Raw genomic sequence first — 22,084 nt, 5'->3', positions numbered from 1 at the left:
TGGGACGGAGCAGGAGGATGCTGAGAGCACTGCGCCGTTCAGGTCAAAAAAGTCGCCAGTTACAGGAATGAGCGACACTTACAACAGGATGAAAGCATGTCTAATCATATCGATAGAGACGTGATTAATGCGCTAATCGCCGGTCATTTCGCGGACCCTTTTTCCGTGCTCGGCATGCACCGTACTGACGCCGGGCTGGAAGTGCGCGCATTATTACCCGATGCCACCGAAGTGTGGGTTATTGAACCGAAAACCGGACGCAAAGTCGGCAAGCTCGAATGCCTCGACTCGCGTGGTTTCTTCAGCGGCGTTCTGCCACGTCGCAAAAACGCCTTTCGCTATCAGCTGGCCGTCACCTGGCACGGGCAGCAGAACCTGATTGATGACCCTTATCGCTTTGGTCCGCTATTGCAGGATCTTGACGTCTGGCTGCTGTCGGAAGGGACCCACCTGCGCCCTTACGAAACGCTGGGCGCACACGCTGCCACCATGGACGGCGTCACCGGTACCCGTTTCTCGGTGTGGGCGCCGAACGCCCGCCGCGTCTCGGTGGTGGGGCAGTTTAACTACTGGGATGGCCGACGCCACCCGATGCGATTCCGCAAAGAGTCCGGGATCTGGGAGCTGTTCGTCCCCGGTGCGCATAACGGCCAACTGTACAAATTCGAACTGATTGATGCCCACGGCCATCTGCGGGTCAAAGCTGACCCTTACGCCTTTGAATCGCAAATGCGTCCTGACACCGCCTCGCTTATCTGCGACCTGCCGCCAAAAGTAGAACAGCCCGCGGATCGCAAGGTGGCGAACCAGTTCGATGCGCCGATCTCTATCTATGAAGTGCATCTCGGCTCCTGGCGCCGTCATACTGACAATAATTTCTGGCTGAGCTACCGCGAGCTGGCCGACCAACTGGTGCCCTACGCGAAATGGATGGGCTTCACCCATCTCGAACTGTTGCCGGTTAACGAGCACCCGTTCGACGGCAGCTGGGGCTATCAACCCACCGGGCTCTATGCGCCGACCCGCCGTTTCGGCACCCGCGACGATTTCCGTTATTTTATTAACGCCGCGCATGCCGCCGGGCTGAACGTCATTCTTGACTGGGTGCCGGGCCACTTCCCGGCGGATGATTTTGCGCTGGCCTCGTTTGATGGCACTTCGCTGTATGAGCACAGCGATCCGCGCGAGGGGTATCACCAGGACTGGAATACCCTGATCTACAACTACGGTCGCCGCGAAGTCAGCAACTTCCTCGTCGGTAACGCGCTGTACTGGATCGAGCGCTTCGGGATTGATGCCCTGCGGGTCGACGCGGTGGCCTCGATGATCTATCGCGATTACAGCCGCAAGGCAGGTGAGTGGATCCCCAACGAATACGGCGGTCGGGAAAATCTGGAAGCCATTGAGTTTCTGCGCAGCACCAACCGCATCCTCGGCGAACAGACGCCGGGCGCGGTGACGATGGCGGAAGAGTCCACCGATTTTGCCGGCGTCACCCGTCCGCCAGCCGGCGGTGGGCTGGGCTTCTGGTTCAAATGGAACCTCGGCTGGATGCACGACACCCTGGATTACATGAAGCTCGATCCGGTGCATCGCCGCTACCATCACGACAAAATGACCTTCGGCATGCTCTACAACTACACCGAGAACTTCGTGCTGCCGCTCTCCCATGATGAGGTCGTACACGGTAAAAAATCGATTCTCGACCGCATGCCGGGAGATGCCTGGCAGAAGTTCGCCAACCTGCGCGCCTACTACGGCTGGTTGTTCGCCTTCCCGGGTAAAAAACTGCTGTTTATGGGCAATGAGTTCGCTCAGGGCCGCGAGTGGAACCACGATGGCAGCCTCGACTGGCATCTGCTGGAAGGCGGCGATAACTGGCACCACGGCGTCCAGCGACTGGTGCGCGACCTGAACCACACATATCGTCACCATAAAGCGCTGCACGAGCTGGATTTTGACCCCTACGGTTTCGAATGGCTGGTGGTCGACGACCATGAGCGTTCGGTGTTTGTCTTTGTGCGCCGTGACCGGGCCGGGAATGAGATTATCGTCGCCAGCAACTTTACGCCGGTGCCGCGCCACGACTACCGCTTCGGCATTAACCAGCCGGGACGCTGGCGCGAGGCGTTGAATACTGACTCAATGCACTATCACGGCAGCAACCAGGGTAACGGCGGTGTGGTGGAGAGCGACGCGATCGCCAGCCATGGCCGCGAGCACTCGCTATCGCTGACCCTGCCACCGCTGGCGACGATCTGGCTGGTTCGGGAGGCGCAATGACTACCCTCGCGGCAGGCAAACCTGCGCCGTTGGGCGCCAGCTATGACGGTAAGGGAGTGAACTTCGCGCTCTTCTCCGCCCATGCGGAGCGGGTGGAGCTGTGCGTGTTCGACGAGCAAGGCAATGAGCAACGCCTCGACCTCCCGGCGCGCAGCGGTGACATCTGGCACGGCTGGCTGGCCGCTGCCGGGCCGGGCCTGCGCTACGGCTACCGGGTGCATGGCCCCTGGGATCCGTCGCAGGGGCACCGCTTTAATCCGGCAAAGCTGCTGCTCGATCCCTGCGCGCATCGGGTCGAGGGCGATCTGCCGGATGACGAACGCCTGCATGGTGGAATGTGGGAGCCGGATCATCGCGACAGCGCCGCAATCGCGCCAAAATCGCAAGTGGTGGATCTGCATTACGACTGGCTTGGCGATAAACCGCCGCGTACCCCGTGGGGGGAAACGGTGATTTATGAAGCGCACGTGAAAGGACTCACCCTGCTGCACCCGCAGCTGCCGGAAGCCATTCGCGGAACTTATAAGGCGCTGGGCCACCCGGTGATGATCGCTTACTTCAAATCGCTGGGCATCAGCGCGCTTGAGCTGATGCCGGTGGCGCAGTTTGCCAGCGAGCCGCGTCTGCAGCGGATGGGGTTAAGTAACTACTGGGGCTATAACCCGCTGGCATGGTTTGCGCTGGATCCGCGCTATGCCAGCGACCCCGCGCGTGCCCTCGATGAGTTTCGTGATGCGGTTAAGGCGCTTCATGCCGCCGGCATCGAGGTGATTCTGGATGTTGTGCTCAACCATAGCGCGGAAATCGATCTTGAAGGACCCACCGTCTCCCTGCGCGGAATCGACAACCGTAGCTATTATTGGGTAAGGGAGGATGGCGATTATCACAACTGGACCGGCTGCGGTAATACGCTCAATCTCAGCCACCCCGGGGTGGTGGAATGGGCGCGCCAGTGTTTGCGCTTCTGGGTGGACGAGTGCCATGTCGACGGCTTTCGCTTCGACCTTGCCTCGGTGATGGGGCGGACGCCGGAATTCCGCCAGGATGCGCCGCTGTTCGAGGCTATCCGCCGCGACAGCGTGCTGTCGCAGGTGAAACTGATTGCAGAACCCTGGGATATCGGCCCGGGGGGGTATCAGGTGGGCAATTTTCCGCCGCTGTTTACCGAGTGGAACGACCATTTTCGTGATATTGCCCGTCGTTTCTGGCTGCAGCAAAACGTCTCCCTGGGTGACTTTGCCCAACGCTTCGCTGCTTCCAGCGATATTTTTGCTCGCGATGGCAAGCTGCCATCGGCGACGGTCAACCTGGTGACGGCCCATGATGGCTTCACCCTGCGCGACTGCGTCTGTTTCAATCAGAAACACAATGAGGCAAACGGGGAGGAGAATCGCGATGGGACTAACAATAACTACAGCAACAATCATGGTATAGAGGGATTAGACGCCAATCTTGCGGTGATTGAACGGCGGCGTGCCAGCGTGCATGCGCTGCTGACGACGCTGCTGTTGGCTCAGGGGACGCCGATGCTGCTGGCGGGCGATGAGCAGGGCCACAGCCAGCACGGCAACAATAATGCCTACTGCCAGGATAACGCGTTGACCTGGCTGGACTGGCGCCAGGCGAACCCGGGATTAACCGCGTTTACCGCGGCGCTGATCCACCTGCGCCGCCGCATTCCGGCGCTGACCGGCAACCGCTGGTGGCAGGAGGGGGATGGCAACGTCCGCTGGCTTAATCAAAACGCCCAGCCGCTGACTGCCGGGGAGTGGCAGCAGGGCGCAGCGTGTATGCAGGTCCAGTTGTCTGATCGCTGGCTGCTCACGCTGAACGCCACCGCAGAGGTGGTCGATATGGTTTTACCTGAGGGGGAATGGCGCGCCGTTCCTCCCTTCGCCGGAGAGGATAATCCGGTCATCATGGCTGTCTGGCATGGGCCCGCGCACGGAGTGTGCGTATTTCAAAGGTCGTAATCCCTGAAGCTTCCGGTTGAACTCGTGGCGGCGGCGCGGCGGGATGAGAAGGAAAGCTGGGGTGTAAAAAGGAGTTAATCATGGTTAGGCTTGAAAAAAACGATCCGCTGATGCTGGCGCGTCAATTACCCATCAAATCCGTGGCGTTGATCCTCGCGGGCGGGCGTGGCACCCGGCTCAAGGATCTCACCATTAAGCGTGCGAAACCTGCCGTTCACTTCGGCGGCAAGTTCCGTATTATCGATTTCGCATTATCTAACTGCATTAACTCAGGGATCCGCCGTATCGGCGTCATTACCCAGTATCAGTCGCACACGCTGGTGCAGCACATCCAGCGCGGCTGGTCGTTCTTCAGCGAAGAGATGAATGAGTTTGTCGATCTGCTGCCAGCCCAGCAGCGCGTGCACGGCGAAAACTGGTATCGCGGTACGGCGGACGCCGTGACGCAGAACCTGGACATCATCCGCCGCTACAAAGCGGAGTACGTGGTGATCCTCGCGGGCGATCATATTTATAAGCAGGATTACTCGCGCATGCTGATCGACCATGTCGAAAAAGGGGCGCGTTGCACCGTGGCCTGCATGCCGGTGCCCATTGAAGAGGCATCCGCCTTCGGCGTTATGGCGGTCGATGAAAACGAAAAAATCATTGAGTTCGTCGAGAAACCCGCTAACCCGCCGGCGATGCCAACCGATCCGACCAAATCACTGGCCAGTATGGGCATTTATATCTTTGACGCCGCCTATCTTTATGAGCTGCTGGAAGAAGACGATCGCAACGAAAACTCCAGCCACGATTTCGGCAAAGATATCATTCCGAAGATCACCGAAGCTGGCATGGCTTATGCACATCCTTTCCCGCTCTCCTGCGTGCAGTCTGACCCGAACGCTGAGCCGTACTGGCGCGATGTGGGGACGCTGGAGGCTTACTGGAAGGCCAACCTCGATCTGGCGTCAGTCACGCCGGAGCTGGATATGTACGACCAGAACTGGCCGATCCGCACCCATATGGAATCGCTGCCGCCGGCGAAGTTCGTGCAGGACCGCTCCGGTAGCCACGGCATGACCCTGAACTCGCTGGTTTCCGGCGGCTGCATTATCTCCGGGTCGGTGGTGGTGCAGTCGGTGCTGTTCCCGCGCGTGCGGGTGAACTCATTCTGTAACATTGATTCGGCAGTCTTGTTGCCAGATGTCTGGGTGGGGCGCTCATGCCGCCTGCGTCGCTGCGTGATTGACCGCGCCTGCGTCATCCCGGAAGGTATGGTGATTGGTGAGAACGCGGAAGAGGATGCACGCCGCTTCTATCGCTCAGAGGAAGGTATCGTGCTGGTGACCCGCGACATGCTGCGGAAATTGGGGCACAAACAGGAGCGCTAATGCAGGTCTTACATGTATGTTCTGAGATGTTCCCGCTGTTAAAGACGGGCGGTCTGGCGGACGTCATCGGCGCACTGCCGGCGGCGCAAATTGCGGAGGGTATCGACACCCGCGTGCTGTTGCCGGCGTTTCCCGATATCCGCCGCGGCGTGGTGGATGCCCAGGTGGTGACCCGCCGCGATACCTTCGCCGGGCGGATCACGCTGCTGTACGGCCACTTTAACGGCGTGGGGATCTACCTGATAGATGCCCCACATCTCTATGACCGGCCGGGGAGCCCATACCACGATACCAACCAGCACGCTTATACCGACAACGTCCTGCGCTTTGCGCTGCTGGGCTGGGTGGGAAGCGAAATGGCCAGCGGACTGGATCCATTCTGGCGCCCGGATGTCGTGCATGCCCATGACTGGCACGCTGGCCTGACGCCAGCCTATCTGGCAGCGCGTGGGCATCCGGCTAAATCGGTCTTTACCGTGCACAATCTGGCGTACCAGGGGATGTTTTACTCCTGGCATATGAATGATATCGAGCTGCCATGGTCGTTTTACAACATGCATGGCCTCGAATTTAACGGTCAGATCTCGTTTCTGAAGGCCGGAATTTACTACGCCGACCATATTACGGCAGTGAGCCCGACCTACGCGCGCGAGATCACCGAACCGCAATACGCCTACGGCATGGAGGGGCTGCTGCGTCAGCGCCATCATGAGGGGCGGCTGTCGGGGATCCTCAACGGCGTTGACGACGGTATCTGGAGTCCGCAAAACGATCTGCTGCTGCCGATGCGCTACGATCGCGACACGCTGGAGGAGAAGGCGGAGAATAAGCGTCAGCTGCAGATCGCCATGGGCCTGAAGGTCGATGATAAAGCGCCGCTGTTTGCCGTGGTTAGCCGCCTGACCAGTCAGAAAGGGCTGGATTTGGTGCTCGAAGCGCTGCCGGGTCTGCTTGAGCAGGGCGGCCAGCTGGCCCTGCTGGGCGCCGGCGATCCGGTGCTGCAGGAAGGTTTCCTCGCCGCTGCCGCCGAACATCCGGGCAAAGTGGGGGTGCAGATTGGCTACCATGAGGCCTTCTCCCACCGCATTATGGGCGGCGCCGACGTCATTCTGGTGCCGAGCCGCTTTGAACCGTGCGGCTTAACTCAGCTGTATGGTCTGAAGTACGGCACGCTGCCGCTGGTGCGCCGCACCGGGGGGCTGGCGGATACGGTGTCTGACAGTTCGCTGGAGAACCTTGCCGATGGTCTGGCGACAGGGTTTGTCTTTGAGGACAGCAATGCGTTGTCATTGCTGCGCGCTATTCGTCGCGCCTTTGTTCTCTGGTCGCGCCCGTCGCTCTGGCGCTATGTGCAGCGTCAGGCGATGAATATGGATTTTAGCTGGCAGGTTGCCGCGAACTCCTATCGCGAACTTTATCAACGCTTGATGTAACCACTGGAGTCATTGTTATGAATGTACCCTTTAGCTATGCATCACCGACGCTGAGCGTTGAGGCGTTAAAGCACTCTATTGCCTATAAGCTGATGTTTATCATCGGTAAAGATCCGGCCATCGCCAACAAGCATGAATGGCTTAACGCCACGCTGTTTGCCGTTCGCGATCGCATGGTAGAGCGCTGGCTGCGCTCCAACCGCGCGCAGCTTTCGCAGGAAGTGCGCCAGGTTTACTATCTGTCGATGGAGTTCCTGATTGGCCGTACCCTCTCTAACGCGCTGTTGTCGCTGGGCATTTATGACGATGTGAGCAGCGCGCTGGCGGAGATGGGGCTCGATCTGGAAGAGTTGATCGATGAAGAAAATGACCCCGGACTGGGCAACGGCGGCCTTGGTCGCCTGGCGGCCTGCTTCCTTGATTCCCTGGCGGCGCTGGGCCTGCCGGGACGCGGTTACGGGATCCGCTACGACTACGGGATGTTTAAACAGAATATCGTCGATGGCCGGCAAAAAGAGTCCCCTGACTACTGGCTGGAATATGGTAACCCGTGGGAGTTTGAGCGCCACAACACCCGCTATAAAGTACGCTTCGGCGGCCGCATTCAGCAGGAAGGGAAGAAAACCCGCTGGATTGAGACGGAAGAGATTATTGCGGAAGCCTACGATCAGATCATCCCCGGCTTTGACACCGACGCCACCAACACGCTGCGTCTGTGGAGCGCGCAGGCCAGTAGCGAGATTAACCTTGGTAAATTCAACCAGGGCGACTACTTCGCTGCGGTAGAGGATAAAAACCACTCCGAGAACGTCTCTCGCGTGCTGTATCCGGACGACTCGACCTACTCCGGACGCGAGCTGCGTCTGCGCCAGGAGTATTTCCTCGTGTCGGCCACGGTACAGGATATCTTGAGCCGTCATTACATGTTGCATAAGACCTTTGACAACCTGGCGGACAAGATTGCCATTCACCTGAATGACACCCACCCGGTGCTGTCGATACCGGAGCTGATGCACCTGCTGATCGATGAACATAAATTCAGTTGGGACGAGGCGTTCGAGGTGACCTGTCAGGTCTTCTCCTATACCAACCATACGCTGATGAGCGAGGCGCTCGAGACCTGGCCGGTGGATATGCTGGGCAAAATTCTGCCGCGTCATCTGCAGATTATCTTTGAGATTAACGACTACTTCCTCAAGACGCTGCAGGAGCAGTATCCCAACGATACCGCGCTGCTTAGCCGTACCTCGATTATCGACGAGTCCAACGGGCGTCGCGTGCGGATGGCCTGGCTGGCGGTGGTAGTCAGCCATAAGGTCAACGGGGTGTCTGAGCTGCATTCGCGGCTGATGGTGGAGTCGCTGTTTGCCGAATTCGCCAAAATCTTCCCGATGCGCTTTACCAACGTCACCAACGGCGTCACGCCGCGCCGCTGGCTGGCGCTGGCCAACCCGCCGTTGTCGAAAGTGCTGGATGAGCATATCGGCCGCACCTGGCGGACCGATCTGAGCCAGCTTGAAGAACTGAAGCAGCATATCGACTACCCGACGGTCAATCAGGCGGTGCGTCAGGCTAAGCTGGAGAACAAACAGCGGCTCGCCAGCTATATTGCTCAGCAGCTCAATGTGGTGGTGAATCCGAAGGCGCTGTTTGATGTGCAGATCAAACGTATCCACGAGTACAAACGCCAGCTGATGAATGTGCTGCACGTCATTACCCGCTATAACCGGATCAAAGCCGATCCGCAGGCGGAGTGGGTGCCTCGGGTGAATATTTTCGCCGGTAAAGCGGCCTCGGCCTACTATATGGCCAAGCATATTATCCACCTGATCAATGATGTGGCGGCGGTGATCAATAACGATCCGCAGATTGGCGACAAGCTGAAGGTCGTCTTTATCCCCAACTACAGTGTAAGCCTGGCGCAGCTGATCATTCCGGCGGCAGACCTGTCGGAACAGATTTCTCTGGCCGGCACCGAAGCCTCCGGCACCAGCAATATGAAATTTGGCCTTAACGGGGCGTTGACTATCGGCACCCTCGATGGGGCAAACGTCGAGATGCAGGAGCACGTGGGCGAAGAGAATATCTTTATCTTCGGTAACACCGCGGAAGAGGTGGAGGAGCTGCGTCGCAGCGGCTATAAACCGCGCGAATACTACGAGCAGGATGAAGAGCTACACCAGGTGCTGACGCAGATCGGTACCGGTGTATTCAGCCCGACGGAACCGGGACGCTACCGCGACCTGCTGGATTCCCTGATTAACTTTGGCGACCATTATCAGGTGCTGGCGGACTATCGGAGCTATGTGGACTGCCAGGATCGCGTCGACGAGCTGTATCAACATCCGGAAGAGTGGGCCTATAAGGCGATGCTGAATATTGCCAACATGGGCTACTTCTCCTCTGACCGGACGATCCAGGAGTACGCGAAATATATCTGGCATATCGACCCGGTAAGGCTGTAAGCCATTCAATGCAACACAACGGGGCCATTTGGCCCCGTTTCTGTCTGTGCGGAGAACGTTTTATTCGGAAAAGTGCCGGGGAGGATTCAGGCTATTGCGGGAATATACTATTGACGTGAATTCGCCAGCAGTACGATAAATGCTCAATAAGTTTACGTTCATAGCCTAATGGCTATAATATGGATGATAGCCTTTAGGCTATGAGGGATCGCCTATGTGGGATGTAGAAACGACGGATACGTTTGATGCCTGGTTCGAATTACAAAGTAGAGCTTTAAAAGAGGATATGTTGGCCACGATGCTCATCCTGTCTGAATTTGGTCCGCAGCTTGGGCGCCCGTATGTTGATACGGTGAAAGATTCAACGTTTCAGAATATGAAAGAACTTCGGGTTCAGCATCATGGGCTCCCCATCCGCGCCTTTTTTGCTTTTGATCCTCTGCGGAAAGCTATCGTTTTATGTGCGGGCAATAAGGATGGCATGAATGAGAAACGTTTTTACAAAGAGATGATTACTCTGGCTGATAGAGAATTCAGCCAACACCTGACTAAGGAGCGATAATGGCCACGCTAAAAGAACTCATGGCGAAACAGAGTCCTGAAAGCCAGCAGCGTATTGCAGCGAAAGCGGCAGAGATACGCCAGTCTGTCGCATTAAACTTGCTTCGTGAAGAGTTACAAATTTCACAAACGGAGATGGCTGCGGCTATGGGTGTAAAGCAGCCAACGATCGCTAAAATGGAACAGACTGATAACGACCCTCGGCTTTCGACCCTAAAACGCTACATTGCGGCATTGGGTGGAGAACTCAGTATAAATGTCACATTGCCGACTGGAAAAAAAGTCTCGTTTAATTTGTGAACAGGTATCCGGGCCAGGCGCAAGCCATAGCCCGGGTATTTCTCTTCTGGCGCCACGCGATGTCAGGACGCTAACGACAGCTCAGACTTTCCCGTATGTTGCGCCAGCCATTCGCTGATGCGCGCTTGCTGCTCGGCATTCAGCCACATTCCCTGTTTGGTACGACGCCAGATGGCGTCATCCAGACTGCGCACCCATTCGTGCTCAACCAGATATTTCAGTTCGGCTTCATAAAACTCATGGCCGAAATCTTCCCCCAGGTCGCCCAGGGCACTGGTTTCCTTCAGGATCCACTCGCTGTTGCTCCCGTAGGTGCGGGCATAATGGCGGGCCAGTGATTCGCTGATGAACGGGAAGCGACGGCGCAGTTTTGCCGCGTAGTCATCCCGGTCGCCGCCGATATCGCCCCCCGGCAGCACCGCGGTTTTGGTCCATGCCGGACCGATCCCTTTGTAATAGGGGGTCAGTTTTTCCAGCGCATGCTCGGCCAGTTTGCGATAGGTGGTCAGCTTCCCGCCGAAGACGGAGAGCAGCGGCGCCTGGCCGTTCTCATCGTGAATATCCAGGGTATAGTCGCGGGTAATGGCCTGCGGCGAATCCGACTCGTCATCGCACAGCGGACGGACGCCGGAATAGGTCCAGACGATATCGTCCCGGCTGAGGGTCTTTTTAAAGTGCGCGTTATAGACGTTCAGCAGGTAATTAATCTCTTTATCATCAATGGCCACCGCTTTCGGATCGCCCTTATACTCGACGTCCGTCGTGCCAATGATGGAGAACTCATCCATCCACGGGATAACAAACACAATACGTTTATCTTCGTTTTGCAGAATGTAGGCCTGCTTCTGAGTATGCACTCGCGGCACCACGATATGGCTGCCCTTGATCAGGCGGATACCGTAAGGCGAGCGCAGATGCATCCCTTCGTCGAAGAACTCTTTGACCCACGGGCCGGTGGCATTGACCAGACCGCGCGCCTTCCAGGTAAACCTCTCGCCGCTATCGATATCTTCCGCTTCCACCACCCACAGGCCGTTTTCACGTTTTGCCGAGATGGCGCGGGTGCGGGTGCGCACTTCGCCGCCTTTGCGGACGACCATCTGCGCGTTGGCCAGCACCAGGCGGGCATCGTCGACCCAGCAGTCGGAATATTCGAAACCGCGCACAATTTCCGGCTTCAGCACCGACTCTGCGCCAAAACGCAACCCGGTGGAGCCCGGCAGGCTGGTGCGTTTGCCCAGATGATCGTACATAAACAAGCCGATACGGATCATCCATGCCGGACGCAGATGTGGACGATGCGGGAGACGAAAGCGCATCGGGAAGGCGATATGCGGAGCCATTTTTAACAGCACTTCACGCTCGGCCAGCGCTTCGCTGACCAGGCGGAACTCATAGTGTTCGAGGTAGCGTAGCCCGCCGTGGATCAGTTTGGAACTGGCGCTGGAGGTAGCGCAGGCGAGATCGCGCGCTTCCAGCATCAGTACGGATAAACCCCGCCCGGCGGCATCTGCCGCGATACCGGCACCGTTGATGCCTCCGCCTATCACAATCAGATCTTTGGTTTCCACGTTCTTACCCTCTCACACTTTCGTTTAAGCTCACAAATGCTCGATATCGCTCACTATAGCAAACAAACGCGCTTTTGGTAACATCAAAAAAACATTTTGGAGTGATGGGTGTAACATATTGGCGTTTCTTTACCGCCTGACGGTACACTACAGGGTAAAATTGGGCCGCCATCGCCCGTCATGACGAGAAAGAGAAGAGAACCATGGAACAGTTTGAATGTATCAATGTTGAAGAAGCGCACCAGAAACTGCATCAGCAGAAGGCAGTGCTGGTCGATATCCGCGATCCGCAAAGCTATGCGATGGGCCATACGCCGGGCGCGTTTCACCTGACCAACGATACGCTGGGCGCGTTTATGCGTGATAACGACTTTGACACGGCGGTGATGGTGATGTGCTATCACGGCAACAGCAGTAAGGGCGCCGCGCAATATCTGCTGCAGCAGGGGTTTGATAAGGTCTACAGCGTTGATGGCGGGTTCGACGCCTGGCATCGCCATTTCCCGGCGGAAGTGGCGCACGGGACGTTTTAACAGCTGGCAGGTATACTATCCCCCTTTGTGTGGAATAAGCGATTCGCTGCATGTTAATGATTACCTCTTTTGCCAATCCGCGGGTGGCCCAGGCGTTTGTCGATTATATGGCGACGCAGGGGATTATCCTGACCATTCAGCAGCACGCCCAGAGCGACGTCTGGCTGGCTGATGAGAGTCAGGCCGGTCGCGTCAGGGCTGAGCTGGCCCGCTTCCTTGAGAATCCTGCGGACCCGCGTTATCTGGCGGCGAGCTGGCAGTCCGGACAGACCAATAGCGGGTTGCGTTATCAGCGCTTTCCTTTCTTTGCCACGCTGCGGCATAACGCCGGCCCGTTCACCTGGGCGATTCTGCTCATCTGCATCGCGGTGTTTATCCTGCAAAATCTGCTGGGCGATCAGCCGGTGATGATTTGGCTGGCCTGGCCCTACGATCCTTCGCTGCAGTTCGAAGCCTGGCGCTATTTCAGCCATGCTTTCATGCATTTCTCGCTGATGCATATTCTCTTCAACCTGCTATGGTGGTGGTATCTCGGCGGCGCGGTGGAAAAGCGCATCGGCAGTGGCAAACTGGTGGTGATCACCGTTATCAGCGCCCTGTTAAGCGGCTTCGTGCAGCATCAGTTTAGCGGCCCGTGGTTTGGCGGCTTATCGGGCGTGGTATACGCGCTGATGGGCTACGTCTGGCTGCGGGGCGAGCGCGATCCGCAGAGCGGTATTTATCTGCAGCGCGGGTTGATACTCTTCTCTTTAGTATGGTTAATTGCTGGCTGGTTTGACGTTTTCGGCATGGCGATCGCTAACGGCGCGCATGTGGCTGGTCTGGCGACCGGCCTGGCGATGGCGTTTGTTGATACCTTGCATGGGCGAAAACGCGCATAAAGACTTACCGACAGGGGTCGGGTAGGCGACATTTTTCCAGGGATATTTCATGAAACAAACACAACGTCATGACGCGATTATCGAGCTGGTAAAAAAACAGGGTTACGTCAGCACGGAAGAGCTGGTTGAGCAGTTCGCGGTCAGCCCGCAGACCATCCGCCGTGACCTGAACGATTTAGCCGAACAGAAAATGATCCTCCGCCATCACGGCGGCGCGGCGCTGCCCTCCAGCTCGGTGAACACCTCCTGGCACGATCGCAAAGCGACCCAGACGGCGGAAAAAGAGCGTATCGCCCGGCGGGTGGCCAGCGAGATCCCGGACGGCGCGACGCTGTTTATTGATATCGGCACCACACCGGAAGCGGTGGCGCATGCCCTGCTCGATCACAACGATCTGCGCATTGTGACCAACAACCTGAACGTGGCTAACACGCTGATGGTCAAAGAGGACTTCCGCATTATTCTCGCCGGCGGTGAACTGCGTAGTCGCGACGGCGGGATCATCGGGGAAGCGACCCTGGACTTTATCTCGCAGTTCCGTCTCGACTTCGGCATTCTTGGCATCAGCGGCGTCGACAGCGATGGCTCGCTGCTGGAGTTTGATTATCATGAAGTGCGCACCAAGCGCGCGATCATTGAGAATTCACGCCACGTGATGCTGGTGGTGGATCATACCAAGTTTGGCCGCAATGCGATGGTCAATATGGGCAGCATCAGTATGGTCGATGCGGTCTATACCGACGTGCTACCGCCGGCGGGCGTGCTGAAGGTCATCACCGATAACAACCTCCAGCTGGAGCTGTGCTAAACGGCAACGGCGTCGTCAGACGCCGTATCCCATCATCTTGAGTAACTGCTGAGCATGCTGCACCGCGTCCTGCCGGTGGGCGACGCCCAGTTTCTGATACAGGTTGCGAATGTGCGTCTTGATGGTGGTAGCCGCCACGTCAAGCTCGCCGGCAATCTGCTCGTTGCTGTAACCGGAATAGATTAAGCCAAGCACCTGCCATTCGCGCTGGGTCAGCGGGCTGGTGCGGATAAGCTCCGGCACCTCCGGATGATTCAGCAGCCGCTCGACGAACCCTTCGTCAAAGTGGGCGAATTTGTGGCGATGATGCTGGTTGATGTCGCGCAGAATACGCTGGGCTCGGTGTTGCTCCAGCTCCGGCAGGGTGTTCAGCTGGATCAGCTGGCGTAGCTGCTGAGCCATCGCCTCGCCTTCAATCACAAAGTGGTTGATAAAACCGGTGCGGTTGGCGAGCGTCAGGGCTTCGAGCAGGGCTTTCTGCGCTTCGCTCTTGCGTCCCGCCTGCCAGTACAGCTGGTTGAGCAGCAGCAGGTTGCGGTTAAGATCGCTCATCAAGCGCAGCGAACGCGCATTTTCGTTCAGCTCTTCCAGCACCATTTCCGCCGGTTCGAAATCGCCCAGCAGGATCTGCGCTCGGGCAATGTTGCGCCACTGGCTCTGCAGGAAGTGGTTGTTGGCGAACTCCGGCTTCGGCGTCTGGCGCAGCCAGTTGGCCGCCGCGGTTTTATCGCCGGTCATCTGCCAGTAGATCACCCGCACCTTATCGGCGTTGGAGACCCAGTCGCTGTGATAGTGACCGTTACCGAGCAGGTTTTCCAGCCGGTTCAGGTGGCTGCGGGCATTATCCAGATCGCCGCGCGCCAGCGAGCACTGGACCATCAGCGCCAGACACTGCAGCTGCTGCTGCGGCTGATACGTTGAGAGAACGTCCATCCCCTGGCGGGCGCAGGCTTCAGCTTCGTCGAGGCGCGCCCATGCCCACAGCAGCTGAGAGCGGATGCGCAGCAGGAACTCGTGCATCGGCAACTGCTCAAGGTGCTGTTCGCGTACCAGCTGGAAGGCTTTCTCCTGGCTCTCCCAGGCGGCCTGCAGGAAGCCTTGGGCAAAGAGGATTTCGCTTTGCTGAATGATGCTCCACAGCGCGTAATGCCACACGTCGTGGCGGCGGGCCATCTGTTCGGTCTGCTGCATCACCGCGAGGGATTTGGTCAGTTTCCCCTTACAATGGAGGACTTCACCATGCACCGAGGTGGCGACGATGCGGCTGTAATAGTTGGCTAGCGGCAGCTCTTCCAGGGCCACCATCGACAGACGTTCCGCTTCGTCCTGGTCGCCGTCGTTAATCGCTACCTGTGCGCGCAGAGCGTTGAAATCGCCATGCATCGCGGTGTCCATTTCCACACTCATCTCCTGCTCGGCGCGCGCCAGCAGGGTGTTGACTTCGCTGTAACGATGCTGGCTCTGCATCAGCCAGGCCTGCAGCAGGATCAGGCGCGGATTTTCCAGCAGATTTGACCAGGGCAGTGCCGACAGCGACTGCTCCAGCAGCCCCAGTTCGCTATGGTTAAACATGCCCCAGGCGTGGTTGAGTAAGATATCGCGCAGCATTTTGGCATCGCCAGCCGCCAGCGCATGATGAATGGCCTCGCTGGGGAACCCTTGCGCCATCCAGCTTTCCGCCGCAGCGCGGTGGATCTCCGGCAGTTCAACCGCCAGCTCCCACTGACAGCGCTGGCGCAGGAAGCTGCCAAACAGCGGGTGATAGCGGAACCATTCGCCGGAATCATCCATCCGCTGCAGGAACAGCCCCTGACGTTCGATCTCCTCCAGCTGCATCTGGCCATTCTCTTCGCCGGTGACGCGCACGATTAACGCGTCGTTCATTGAGCGCAGCAGAGAACTCTTCAGCAAAAAGCTACGCGTGCGGGCGTCGACGTTATCCAATACTTCATCCACCAGATAATCTGACAGATGGCTGGCGTTAATCCCGGCGAGGCGGCGGGCGGAGTGTTGGGCGGAAGAGTTATTCTGGCGGGCGGAGAGGGCGATGAGCTGCAGCGCGGTGGCCCACCCGGCAACATCGTCGCACAGCCGGCTGCTGTCGTCGGCTTCGATTGGCGACGTCAGACGGCAGTCGAAAAATTGTTTCGCTTCCTGGTGGGTAAAGGCCAGCTGCTGGCTGCCAATCTCCAGCAGCTGATCGCGGACGCGCAGGTTGGCAATGCCCAGCTGCGGCAGGTTACGCGACAGCACCACCAGGGTCATATTCTCCGGCTGATGGCGCAGGAAAAAGCGCATCGCGTCATGGATCACCGGATTATTGATCAGATGATAATCATCAATGACGAGGTACAGCGGGCGCTGCCAGTCGGCGAGCTCAATAAACAGCTGCGCAAAAAGGGAGGAGAGACTGGCGTACTGGCGCTTTTGCACCATCGCTTCACTGGCCGCGCAGTGGTTGCCGGTGGCCTGCTGAATCGCCGCGATCAGATAGCTGGCAAAACGCTCCTGCTGGTTGTCACCTTCGTCCAGCGAGAACCACCCGAGATCGTTTTTACCCGCGGCCCACTGAGAAATGAGCGTTGTTTTACCGTACCCGGCAGGGCTGGTGATCAGCACGAGACGATAATTGTTCGCGCCGGAAAGTTTCGCCAGTAAACGCTCACGAACCACAGTGTGTTCAAGGCGGACCGGACGACTTAATTTGGACGGAATCAACATAGTTCTACATTTCGCTGTGCAAGAGAGAGGTTGCGATTTTTTTTGCGCTTCGTAATTAATATCTAATAAGGTCGGTGATTATGAAATTTATTGCAAGTTATGTCCGAACTTTATGCTCTTGAATTTGCTCTATGTCACAAATTTTGACATTGGTTGAGAATGGGGAAAAATCGCAGACAGGACTCGCCGTCAGCGGTTTTTAGACGGCGGCTGGCGGAGCGGGGAGAGATTTATTTTATGTGAAGAGTAGTCGTTTGTTTTTATTAAATTATTGTCAGTGATTTCTTAGAAGTAATCTTTTTTGCGGGGCAATGTGATGAAATGTGCTTATTTCTCCAGAGCGCTCTATTTATTTTTTTAATAACCTGGCGAGAGGCGGGAAGATTTTTAGCGCGTATTGGCCTGTAACAAATTTTTACCCTGCGGACGTCGCTTCTTGATTGTCATACGGCGGTGATTTTTACAGCATATTTTTGCCTTCTCACCCACACTATAGTGTCCAGGATCACACTTTTCGCTCATCCCCGCCACTCCTCCCTGTCTAATCCCCGTCGGGATGAGGACGATGAATCGGGAGGTCGGCACACTAGCGCCATCGTTTTAGTAAAGGACCCGGATCTCATTATGTCACAGACTTCATTTAACAAAGCTCAGTTTCAAGCTGCACTGACGCGTCAGTGGCAGCATTTTGGTTTACAGTCCGCTTCCGAGATGACGCAGCGTCAATGGTGGCGCGCGGTCAGCGGAGCGCTGGCGGAACTTCTGTCGGCGCAGCCGGTGGCAAAACCAGCGCAAGGACAGCGTCACGTTAACTACATCTCGATGGAGTTTCTGATTGGTCGTCTGACCGGCAACAACCTGCTCAACCTGGGCTGGTACGAGGGCGTGAGCGATGCGCTGAAAGGTTATGACGTCAACCTCACCGATCTGCTGGAAGAAGAAACCGACCCGGCACTGGGTAACGGTGGCCTGGGACGTCTGGCTGCCTGCTTCCTCGACTCCATGGCGACCGTAGGCCAGTCGGCCACCGGTTACGGCCTCAACTACCAGTATGGTCTGTTCCGCCAGTCTTTTGACGATGGCCAGCAGATGGAAGCCCCGGATGACTGGGGTCGTAACAACTACCCCTGGTTCCGCCATAACGACGCGCTGGATGTCCAGGTTGGCATCGGCGGTAAAGTCAGCAAAAACGGCGAATGGCAGCCGGCGTTCGTCATTACCGGCGAAGCCTGGGATCTGCCGGTGCTCGGCTATCGCAACAATGTCGCCCAGCCGCTGCGTCTGTGGCAGGCCAAACACGCCCATCCGTTCAACCTGACCAAATTCAACGACGGCGATTTCCTGCGCGCCGAGCAGCAGGGTATCGACGCGGAAAAACTGACTAAGGTGCTGTACCCGAACGACAACCATCAGGCCGGTAAAAAACTGCGCCTGATGCAGCAGTACTTCCAGTGCGCCTGCTCGGTGGCCGATATCCTGCGCCGCCATCATCTGGCAGGTCGCAAGCTTTCCGAACTGGCGGACTACGAAGTGATCCAATTGAACGATACGCACCCGACCATTGCTATCCCGGAACTGCTGCGCGTGCTGATTGATGAGCACCAGCTGAGCTGGGACGAGGCCTGGGCGATCACCAGCAAAACCTTTGCTTACACCAACCACACCCTGATGCCGGAAGCGCTGGAGTGCTGGGATGAGAAGCTGGTGAAAGCGCTGCTGCCGCGCCATATGCAGATCATTAAAGAGATTAACGACCGCTTTAAACTGCTGGTGGATAAAACCTGGCCTGGCGATAAGCAGGTCTGGGCGAAGCTGGCGGTGGTGCATGACAAGCAGGTTCGGATGGCTAACATGTGCGTGGTGAGCGGTTTTGCCGTCAACGGCGTGGCGGCGCTGCACTCTGACCTGGTGGTGAAAGATCTGTTCCCGGAATATAACCAGCTGTGGCCGAACAAATTCCATAACGTGACCAACGGCATCACGCCGCGCCGCTGGATCAAGCAGTGCAACCCGGCGCTGGCCTCGCTGCTGGATGAGACGCTGAAAAAAGAGTGGGCCAATGACCTTGACCAGCTGATCAACCTGGAAAAATACGCTGACGATGCGGCATTCCGTCAGACCTATCGTGATATTAAACAGGCCAACAAAGTCCATCTGGCCGAGTTTGTGAAGCAGCGCACCGGGATTGAGATTAACCCGCAGGCGATTTTCGATATCCAGATCAAACGCCTGCACGAGTACAAGCGTCAGCATCTCAACCTGCTGCATATTCTCGCGCTGTACAAAGAGATCCGCGAAAATCCACAGGTCGATCGCGTACCGCGCGTCTTCCTGTTCGGCGCGAAAGCAGCGCCGGGCTACTATCTGGCGAAAAACATTATTTTTGCCATCAATAAGGTAGCGGAAGCGATCAACAACGACCCGAAAGTCGGCGATAAGCTGAAAGTGGTCTTCCTGCCGGACTATTGTGTATCGGCAGCGGAAAAACTGATCCCGGCGGCGGATATCTCCGAGCAGATCTCCACCGCGGGTAAAGAAGCCTCTGGTACCGGCAACATGAAGCTGGCGCTGAACGGTGCGCTGACCGTCGGGACGCTGGATGGCGCTAACGTGGAAATCGCCGAACAGGTGGGTGAAGAGAACATCTTTATCTTCGGTCACACGGTAGAAGAAGTAAAAGCGCTGAAGGCGAAAGGCTACGATCCGCTGAAATGGCGTAAAAAAGACAAACTGCTTGATGCAGTGCTTAAGGAACTGGAGAACGGTACCTACAGCAACGGCGACAAGCATGCCTTCGACCAGATGCTGCACAGCCTGCTGCAGGGCGGCGACCCGTACCTGGTGCTGGCCGATTTCGCAGCCTACGTGGCGGCGCAAAAACGGGTAGATGAGCTGTATCGCGACCAGGAGGCCTGGACTCGCGCGACTATCCTCAACACCGCGCGCTGCGGCATGTTCAGCTCTGACCGCTCGATCCGCGATTATCAGCAACGTATCTGGCAGGCGAAACGCTAAAGGAAGGCCTATGGAGAGTAAACGCCTCGATAATGCCGCGCTGGCGGCGGGCATCAGCCCCAGCTATATCAACGCGCACGGCAAGCCGCAGTCTATCGCGGCTGTCACCAAACAGCGCCTGCTGGATGCGATGCATCGCTCTACCGCCGCCACGAAAGTGGCGGTTAACCCGCTGCCGAACGTGAAAATTTTCACCCACGGCAAAAAAATGTCGCTGCCGGTGGCAGGACGCGGTGAGTATCAGTGGATCCTGACCACTGAGGACGGTAAGCAGTATCAAGGGAAAACCCGCGGCGGCGAAGCACTGCCGCTGCCGGCCAAATTGCCGGAGGGGTACCACTCCCTGACCCTCACTCAGGAGGGGGAGCGCTGGCATTGCCGGACCATCGTCGCGCCAGCCCGCTGCTACGAGCCGCAGCCGCTAAAAGAGGGGAAAAAGCTGTGGGGCACCTGCGTGCAGCTTTATACCCTGCGTTCGGAGAAAAACTGGGGCATCGGCGATTTTGGCGATCTGCGGGCCATGCTGCCGGAAATCGCCCGCCGCGGCGGGTCGTTTATTGGCCTTAACCCGATTCATGCCCTCTATCCGGCGAACCCGGAGAGCGCCAGTCCGTATAGCCCGTCTTCACGTCGCTGGCTGAACGTCATCTACATCGACGTTAATGCGGTTGAAGATTTCCAGCGTAGCGAAGAGGCGCAGGCATGGTGGCAGTCCGCAGCGACCCAGCAGGCCTTGCAGGCGGCGCGGCAAACGGATGATGTCGACTATACCGCGGTCACCACGCTGAAAATGACCGCGCTGCGTATGGCGTGGAAACGATTCTCTCGTCGTGAAGATGAGCAGATGACGGCGTTCCGCGAGTTTGTCCTGCGCGAGGGGGAAAGCCTCTACTGGCAGGCCGCTTTCGATGCGCTTCACGCCTGGCAGGTACAGCAGGATCCGCTGCGCTGGGGCTGGCCGGCCTGGCCGAAGGCCTTTCAGGATATCGACAGCCCGGAGGTGAAAGCCTTCTGCATTGAGCATGAGGATGACGTCAGCTTCTATCTCTGGTTGCAGTGGCTGGCCTGGAGCCAGTTTGCCGCCTGCTGGGAAACCAGCCAGCGCGATAGCATGCCGATAGGTCTTTACCGCGATCTGGCGGTGGGCGTCGCCGAAGGCGGGTCGGAGACCTGGTGCGACCGTGAACTGTACTGCCTGAAAGCGTCCGTGGGCGCGCCGCCGGATATTTTGGGGCCGCTGGGCCAGAACTGGGGCCTGCCGCCGATGGATCCGCATATTATTGCCGCTCGTGCCTATGAGCCGTTTATCGATCTGCTGCGCGCCAATATGCAGAACTGCGGTGCGCTGCGCATCGATCACGTGATGTCGGTGCTGCGTCTGTGGTGGATCCCTTATGGTGAGACCGCCGACCATGGCGCTTACGTTCAGTATCCCGTCGACGATCTGCTGTCGCTCCTGGCCCTGGAAAGCCAGCGTCATCGCTGCATGGTGATCGGTGAAGATCTGGGCACGGTACCGGTGGAGATTGTCAGCAAGTTACGCAATAGCGGCGTCTATTCTTATAAGGTGCTCTATTTTGAGAGTGATGCAGAGAAAACGTTCCGCGCGCCGGCGCTGTACCCGGAGCAATCAATGGCTGTGGCGACAACGCACGACCTGCCCACCCTCCGCGGCTACTGGGAAAGCGGCGATCTGACGTTAGGTAAAGCGCTGGGGCTCTATCCCGACGAGGTGGTGCTGCGCGGACTGTACCAGGACCGTGAGCTGGCGAAGCAAGGGCTACTGGATGCGCTGCATAAGTACGGTTGTCTGCCCAAGCGTGCCGGACATAAGGCCTCGCTGATGAGCATGACGGGGATCCTCAATCGGGGGATGCAGCGTTACATTGCCGACAGCAATAGTGCCCTGTTGGGCCTGCAGCCGGAAGACTGGCTGGAGATGGCGTCGCCGGTTAACATTCCGGGTACCAGCACCGAATACCCGAACTGGCGCCGGAAGCTGTCCGTCACCCTGGAGCAGATGTTTGCCGATGAACAGGTCAATAAGCTGATTAAGGATCTGGATAAACGGCGTAAGGCGGCGAGCAAGAAAGCCGCCTCCTGATGACTTCCCGCCGCGTCGTTCGCTGCGCGGCGAAGAGCATGTCTGAAAAAAAAGGCCGGC

14 protein-coding genes are annotated in these 22,084 nt (G+C 57.6%); 12 read left to right on the top strand and 2 right to left on the bottom strand.

Annotated features, from left to right (window positions below; all coding sequences use genetic code 11):
• Positions 1-96: 96 nt before the first annotated feature.
• The 7 genes from glgB (at position 97) to CWM57_RS18715 (ending at position 10,391) form a co-directional block, all read left to right on the top strand.
• Positions 97-2,283, top strand: coding sequence for a 1,4-alpha-glucan branching enzyme (gene glgB, locus CWM57_RS18745; RefSeq protein ID WP_061153089.1), 2,187 nt, complete (start codon positions 97-99; stop codon positions 2,281-2,283).
• The gene (gene glgX, locus CWM57_RS18740; protein WP_100631031.1) at positions 2,280-4,256 is read left to right on the top strand and encodes a glycogen debranching protein GlgX; all 1,977 of its coding nucleotides are present in this window, start codon (positions 2,280-2,282) and stop codon (positions 4,254-4,256) included. The genes glgB and glgX overlap by 4 nt, the downstream gene beginning before the upstream one ends.
• An 80-nt stretch (positions 4,257-4,336) precedes the next feature.
• Positions 4,337-5,632 carry a glucose-1-phosphate adenylyltransferase gene (gene glgC / locus CWM57_RS18735; RefSeq protein ID WP_008806989.1) on the top strand — a complete coding sequence of 432 codons (1,296 nt, stop codon included), beginning with the start codon at positions 4,337-4,339 and terminating at the stop codon, positions 5,630-5,632.
• The gene (glgA, locus tag CWM57_RS18730) at positions 5,632-7,065 is read left to right on the top strand and encodes a glycogen synthase GlgA (RefSeq protein WP_061153091.1); all 1,434 of its coding nucleotides are present in this window, start codon (positions 5,632-5,634) and stop codon (positions 7,063-7,065) included. Before glgC ends, glgA begins: the two co-directional genes overlap by 1 nt.
• 17 nt (positions 7,066-7,082) lie before the next feature.
• Entirely contained in the window at positions 7,083-9,530 is a 2,448-nt protein-coding gene (gene glgP / locus CWM57_RS18725) for a glycogen phosphorylase (protein WP_061153092.1), read from the top strand.
• A gap of 214 nt (positions 9,531-9,744) precedes the next feature.
• Positions 9,745-10,092 carry a type II toxin-antitoxin system RelE/ParE family toxin gene (locus tag CWM57_RS18720; protein WP_008806991.1) on the top strand — a complete coding sequence of 116 codons (348 nt, stop codon included), beginning with the start codon at positions 9,745-9,747 and terminating at the stop codon, positions 10,090-10,092.
• Positions 10,092-10,391 (top strand): helix-turn-helix domain-containing protein, encoded by a 300-nt coding sequence (locus CWM57_RS18715; RefSeq protein WP_100676295.1) that lies wholly within the window; start codon positions 10,092-10,094, stop codon positions 10,389-10,391. The genes CWM57_RS18720 and CWM57_RS18715 overlap by 1 nt, the downstream gene beginning before the upstream one ends.
• A 62-nt stretch (positions 10,392-10,453) precedes the next feature.
• On the opposite strand, the gene glpD is transcribed toward CWM57_RS18715, so the two are convergent.
• Positions 10,454-11,962 (bottom strand): glycerol-3-phosphate dehydrogenase, encoded by a 1,509-nt coding sequence (gene glpD, locus CWM57_RS18710; RefSeq protein ID WP_074387049.1) that lies wholly within the window; start codon positions 11,960-11,962, stop codon positions 10,454-10,456.
• Positions 11,963-12,165: 203 nt separating this feature from the next.
• On the opposite strand from glpD, the gene glpE reads away from it, so the two are divergent.
• The 3 genes from glpE to CWM57_RS18695 are packed head-to-tail and all read left to right on the top strand — an operon-like array spanning position 12,166 to position 14,184.
• Positions 12,166-12,495 (top strand): thiosulfate sulfurtransferase GlpE, encoded by a 330-nt coding sequence (gene glpE / locus CWM57_RS18705; protein WP_032733885.1) that lies wholly within the window; start codon positions 12,166-12,168, stop codon positions 12,493-12,495.
• A gap of 50 nt (positions 12,496-12,545) precedes the next feature.
• The gene (glpG, locus tag CWM57_RS18700) at positions 12,546-13,376 is read left to right on the top strand and encodes a rhomboid family intramembrane serine protease GlpG (protein ID WP_008806994.1); all 831 of its coding nucleotides are present in this window, start codon (positions 12,546-12,548) and stop codon (positions 13,374-13,376) included.
• 49 nt (positions 13,377-13,425) lie between these two features.
• The gene (locus CWM57_RS18695) at positions 13,426-14,184 is read left to right on the top strand and encodes a DeoR/GlpR family transcriptional regulator (protein WP_002920548.1); all 759 of its coding nucleotides are present in this window, start codon (positions 13,426-13,428) and stop codon (positions 14,182-14,184) included.
• Positions 14,185-14,199: 15 nt separating this feature from the next.
• Here the strand turns inward: CWM57_RS18695 and malT are convergent, their stop codons facing one another.
• Positions 14,200-16,905 carry an HTH-type transcriptional regulator MalT gene (gene malT / locus CWM57_RS18690; RefSeq protein ID WP_061153094.1) on the bottom strand — a complete coding sequence of 902 codons (2,706 nt, stop codon included), beginning with the start codon at positions 16,903-16,905 and terminating at the stop codon, positions 14,200-14,202.
• A gap of 624 nt (positions 16,906-17,529) precedes the next feature.
• Between malT and malP the strand changes: the two genes are divergently transcribed.
• Positions 17,530-19,920, top strand: a complete 2,391-nt coding sequence (malP, locus tag CWM57_RS18685) for a maltodextrin phosphorylase (protein WP_100676294.1) — start codon at positions 17,530-17,532, stop codon at positions 19,918-19,920.
• Between the two features lie 10 nt (positions 19,921-19,930).
• Positions 19,931-22,024, top strand: coding sequence for a 4-alpha-glucanotransferase (malQ, locus tag CWM57_RS18680; RefSeq protein WP_100631033.1), 2,094 nt, complete (start codon positions 19,931-19,933; stop codon positions 22,022-22,024).
• Positions 22,025-22,084: the final 60 nt, after the last annotated feature.

This window comes from Klebsiella sp. G-Nf4 (assembly GCF_002810615.1).
In the GTDB taxonomy this organism is placed as follows: Bacteria; Pseudomonadota; Gammaproteobacteria; order Enterobacterales; family Enterobacteriaceae; genus Klebsiella; species Klebsiella variicola.
This window is presented reverse-complemented; position numbering and strand designations above follow the sequence as displayed.

Bases quoted from the DNA above. Each gene is read 5' to 3' on its own strand.
- malT (WP_061153094.1), bottom strand. From the start codon at position 16,905: ATGTTGATTCCGTCCAAATTAAGTCGTCCGGTCCGCCTTGAACACACT.
- CWM57_RS18720 (WP_008806991.1), top strand. From the start codon at position 9,745: ATGTGGGATGTAGAAACGACGGATACGTTTGATGCCTGGTTCGAATTA.
- glgB (WP_061153089.1), top strand. From the start codon at position 97: ATGTCTAATCATATCGATAGAGACGTGATTAATGCGCTAATCGCCGGT.
- glgA (WP_061153091.1), top strand. From the start codon at position 5,632: ATGCAGGTCTTACATGTATGTTCTGAGATGTTCCCGCTGTTAAAGACG.
- glgX (WP_100631031.1), top strand. From the start codon at position 2,280: ATGACTACCCTCGCGGCAGGCAAACCTGCGCCGTTGGGCGCCAGCTAT.
- glpE (WP_032733885.1), top strand. From the start codon at position 12,166: ATGGAACAGTTTGAATGTATCAATGTTGAAGAAGCGCACCAGAAACTG.
- malP (WP_100676294.1), top strand. From the start codon at position 17,530: ATGTCACAGACTTCATTTAACAAAGCTCAGTTTCAAGCTGCACTGACG.
- glgP (WP_061153092.1), top strand. From the start codon at position 7,083: ATGAATGTACCCTTTAGCTATGCATCACCGACGCTGAGCGTTGAGGCG.
- glpG (WP_008806994.1), top strand. From the start codon at position 12,546: ATGTTAATGATTACCTCTTTTGCCAATCCGCGGGTGGCCCAGGCGTTT.
- CWM57_RS18715 (WP_100676295.1), top strand. From the start codon at position 10,092: ATGGCCACGCTAAAAGAACTCATGGCGAAACAGAGTCCTGAAAGCCAG.
- CWM57_RS18695 (WP_002920548.1), top strand. From the start codon at position 13,426: ATGAAACAAACACAACGTCATGACGCGATTATCGAGCTGGTAAAAAAA.
- malQ (WP_100631033.1), top strand. From the start codon at position 19,931: ATGGAGAGTAAACGCCTCGATAATGCCGCGCTGGCGGCGGGCATCAGC.
- glgC (WP_008806989.1), top strand. From the start codon at position 4,337: ATGGTTAGGCTTGAAAAAAACGATCCGCTGATGCTGGCGCGTCAATTA.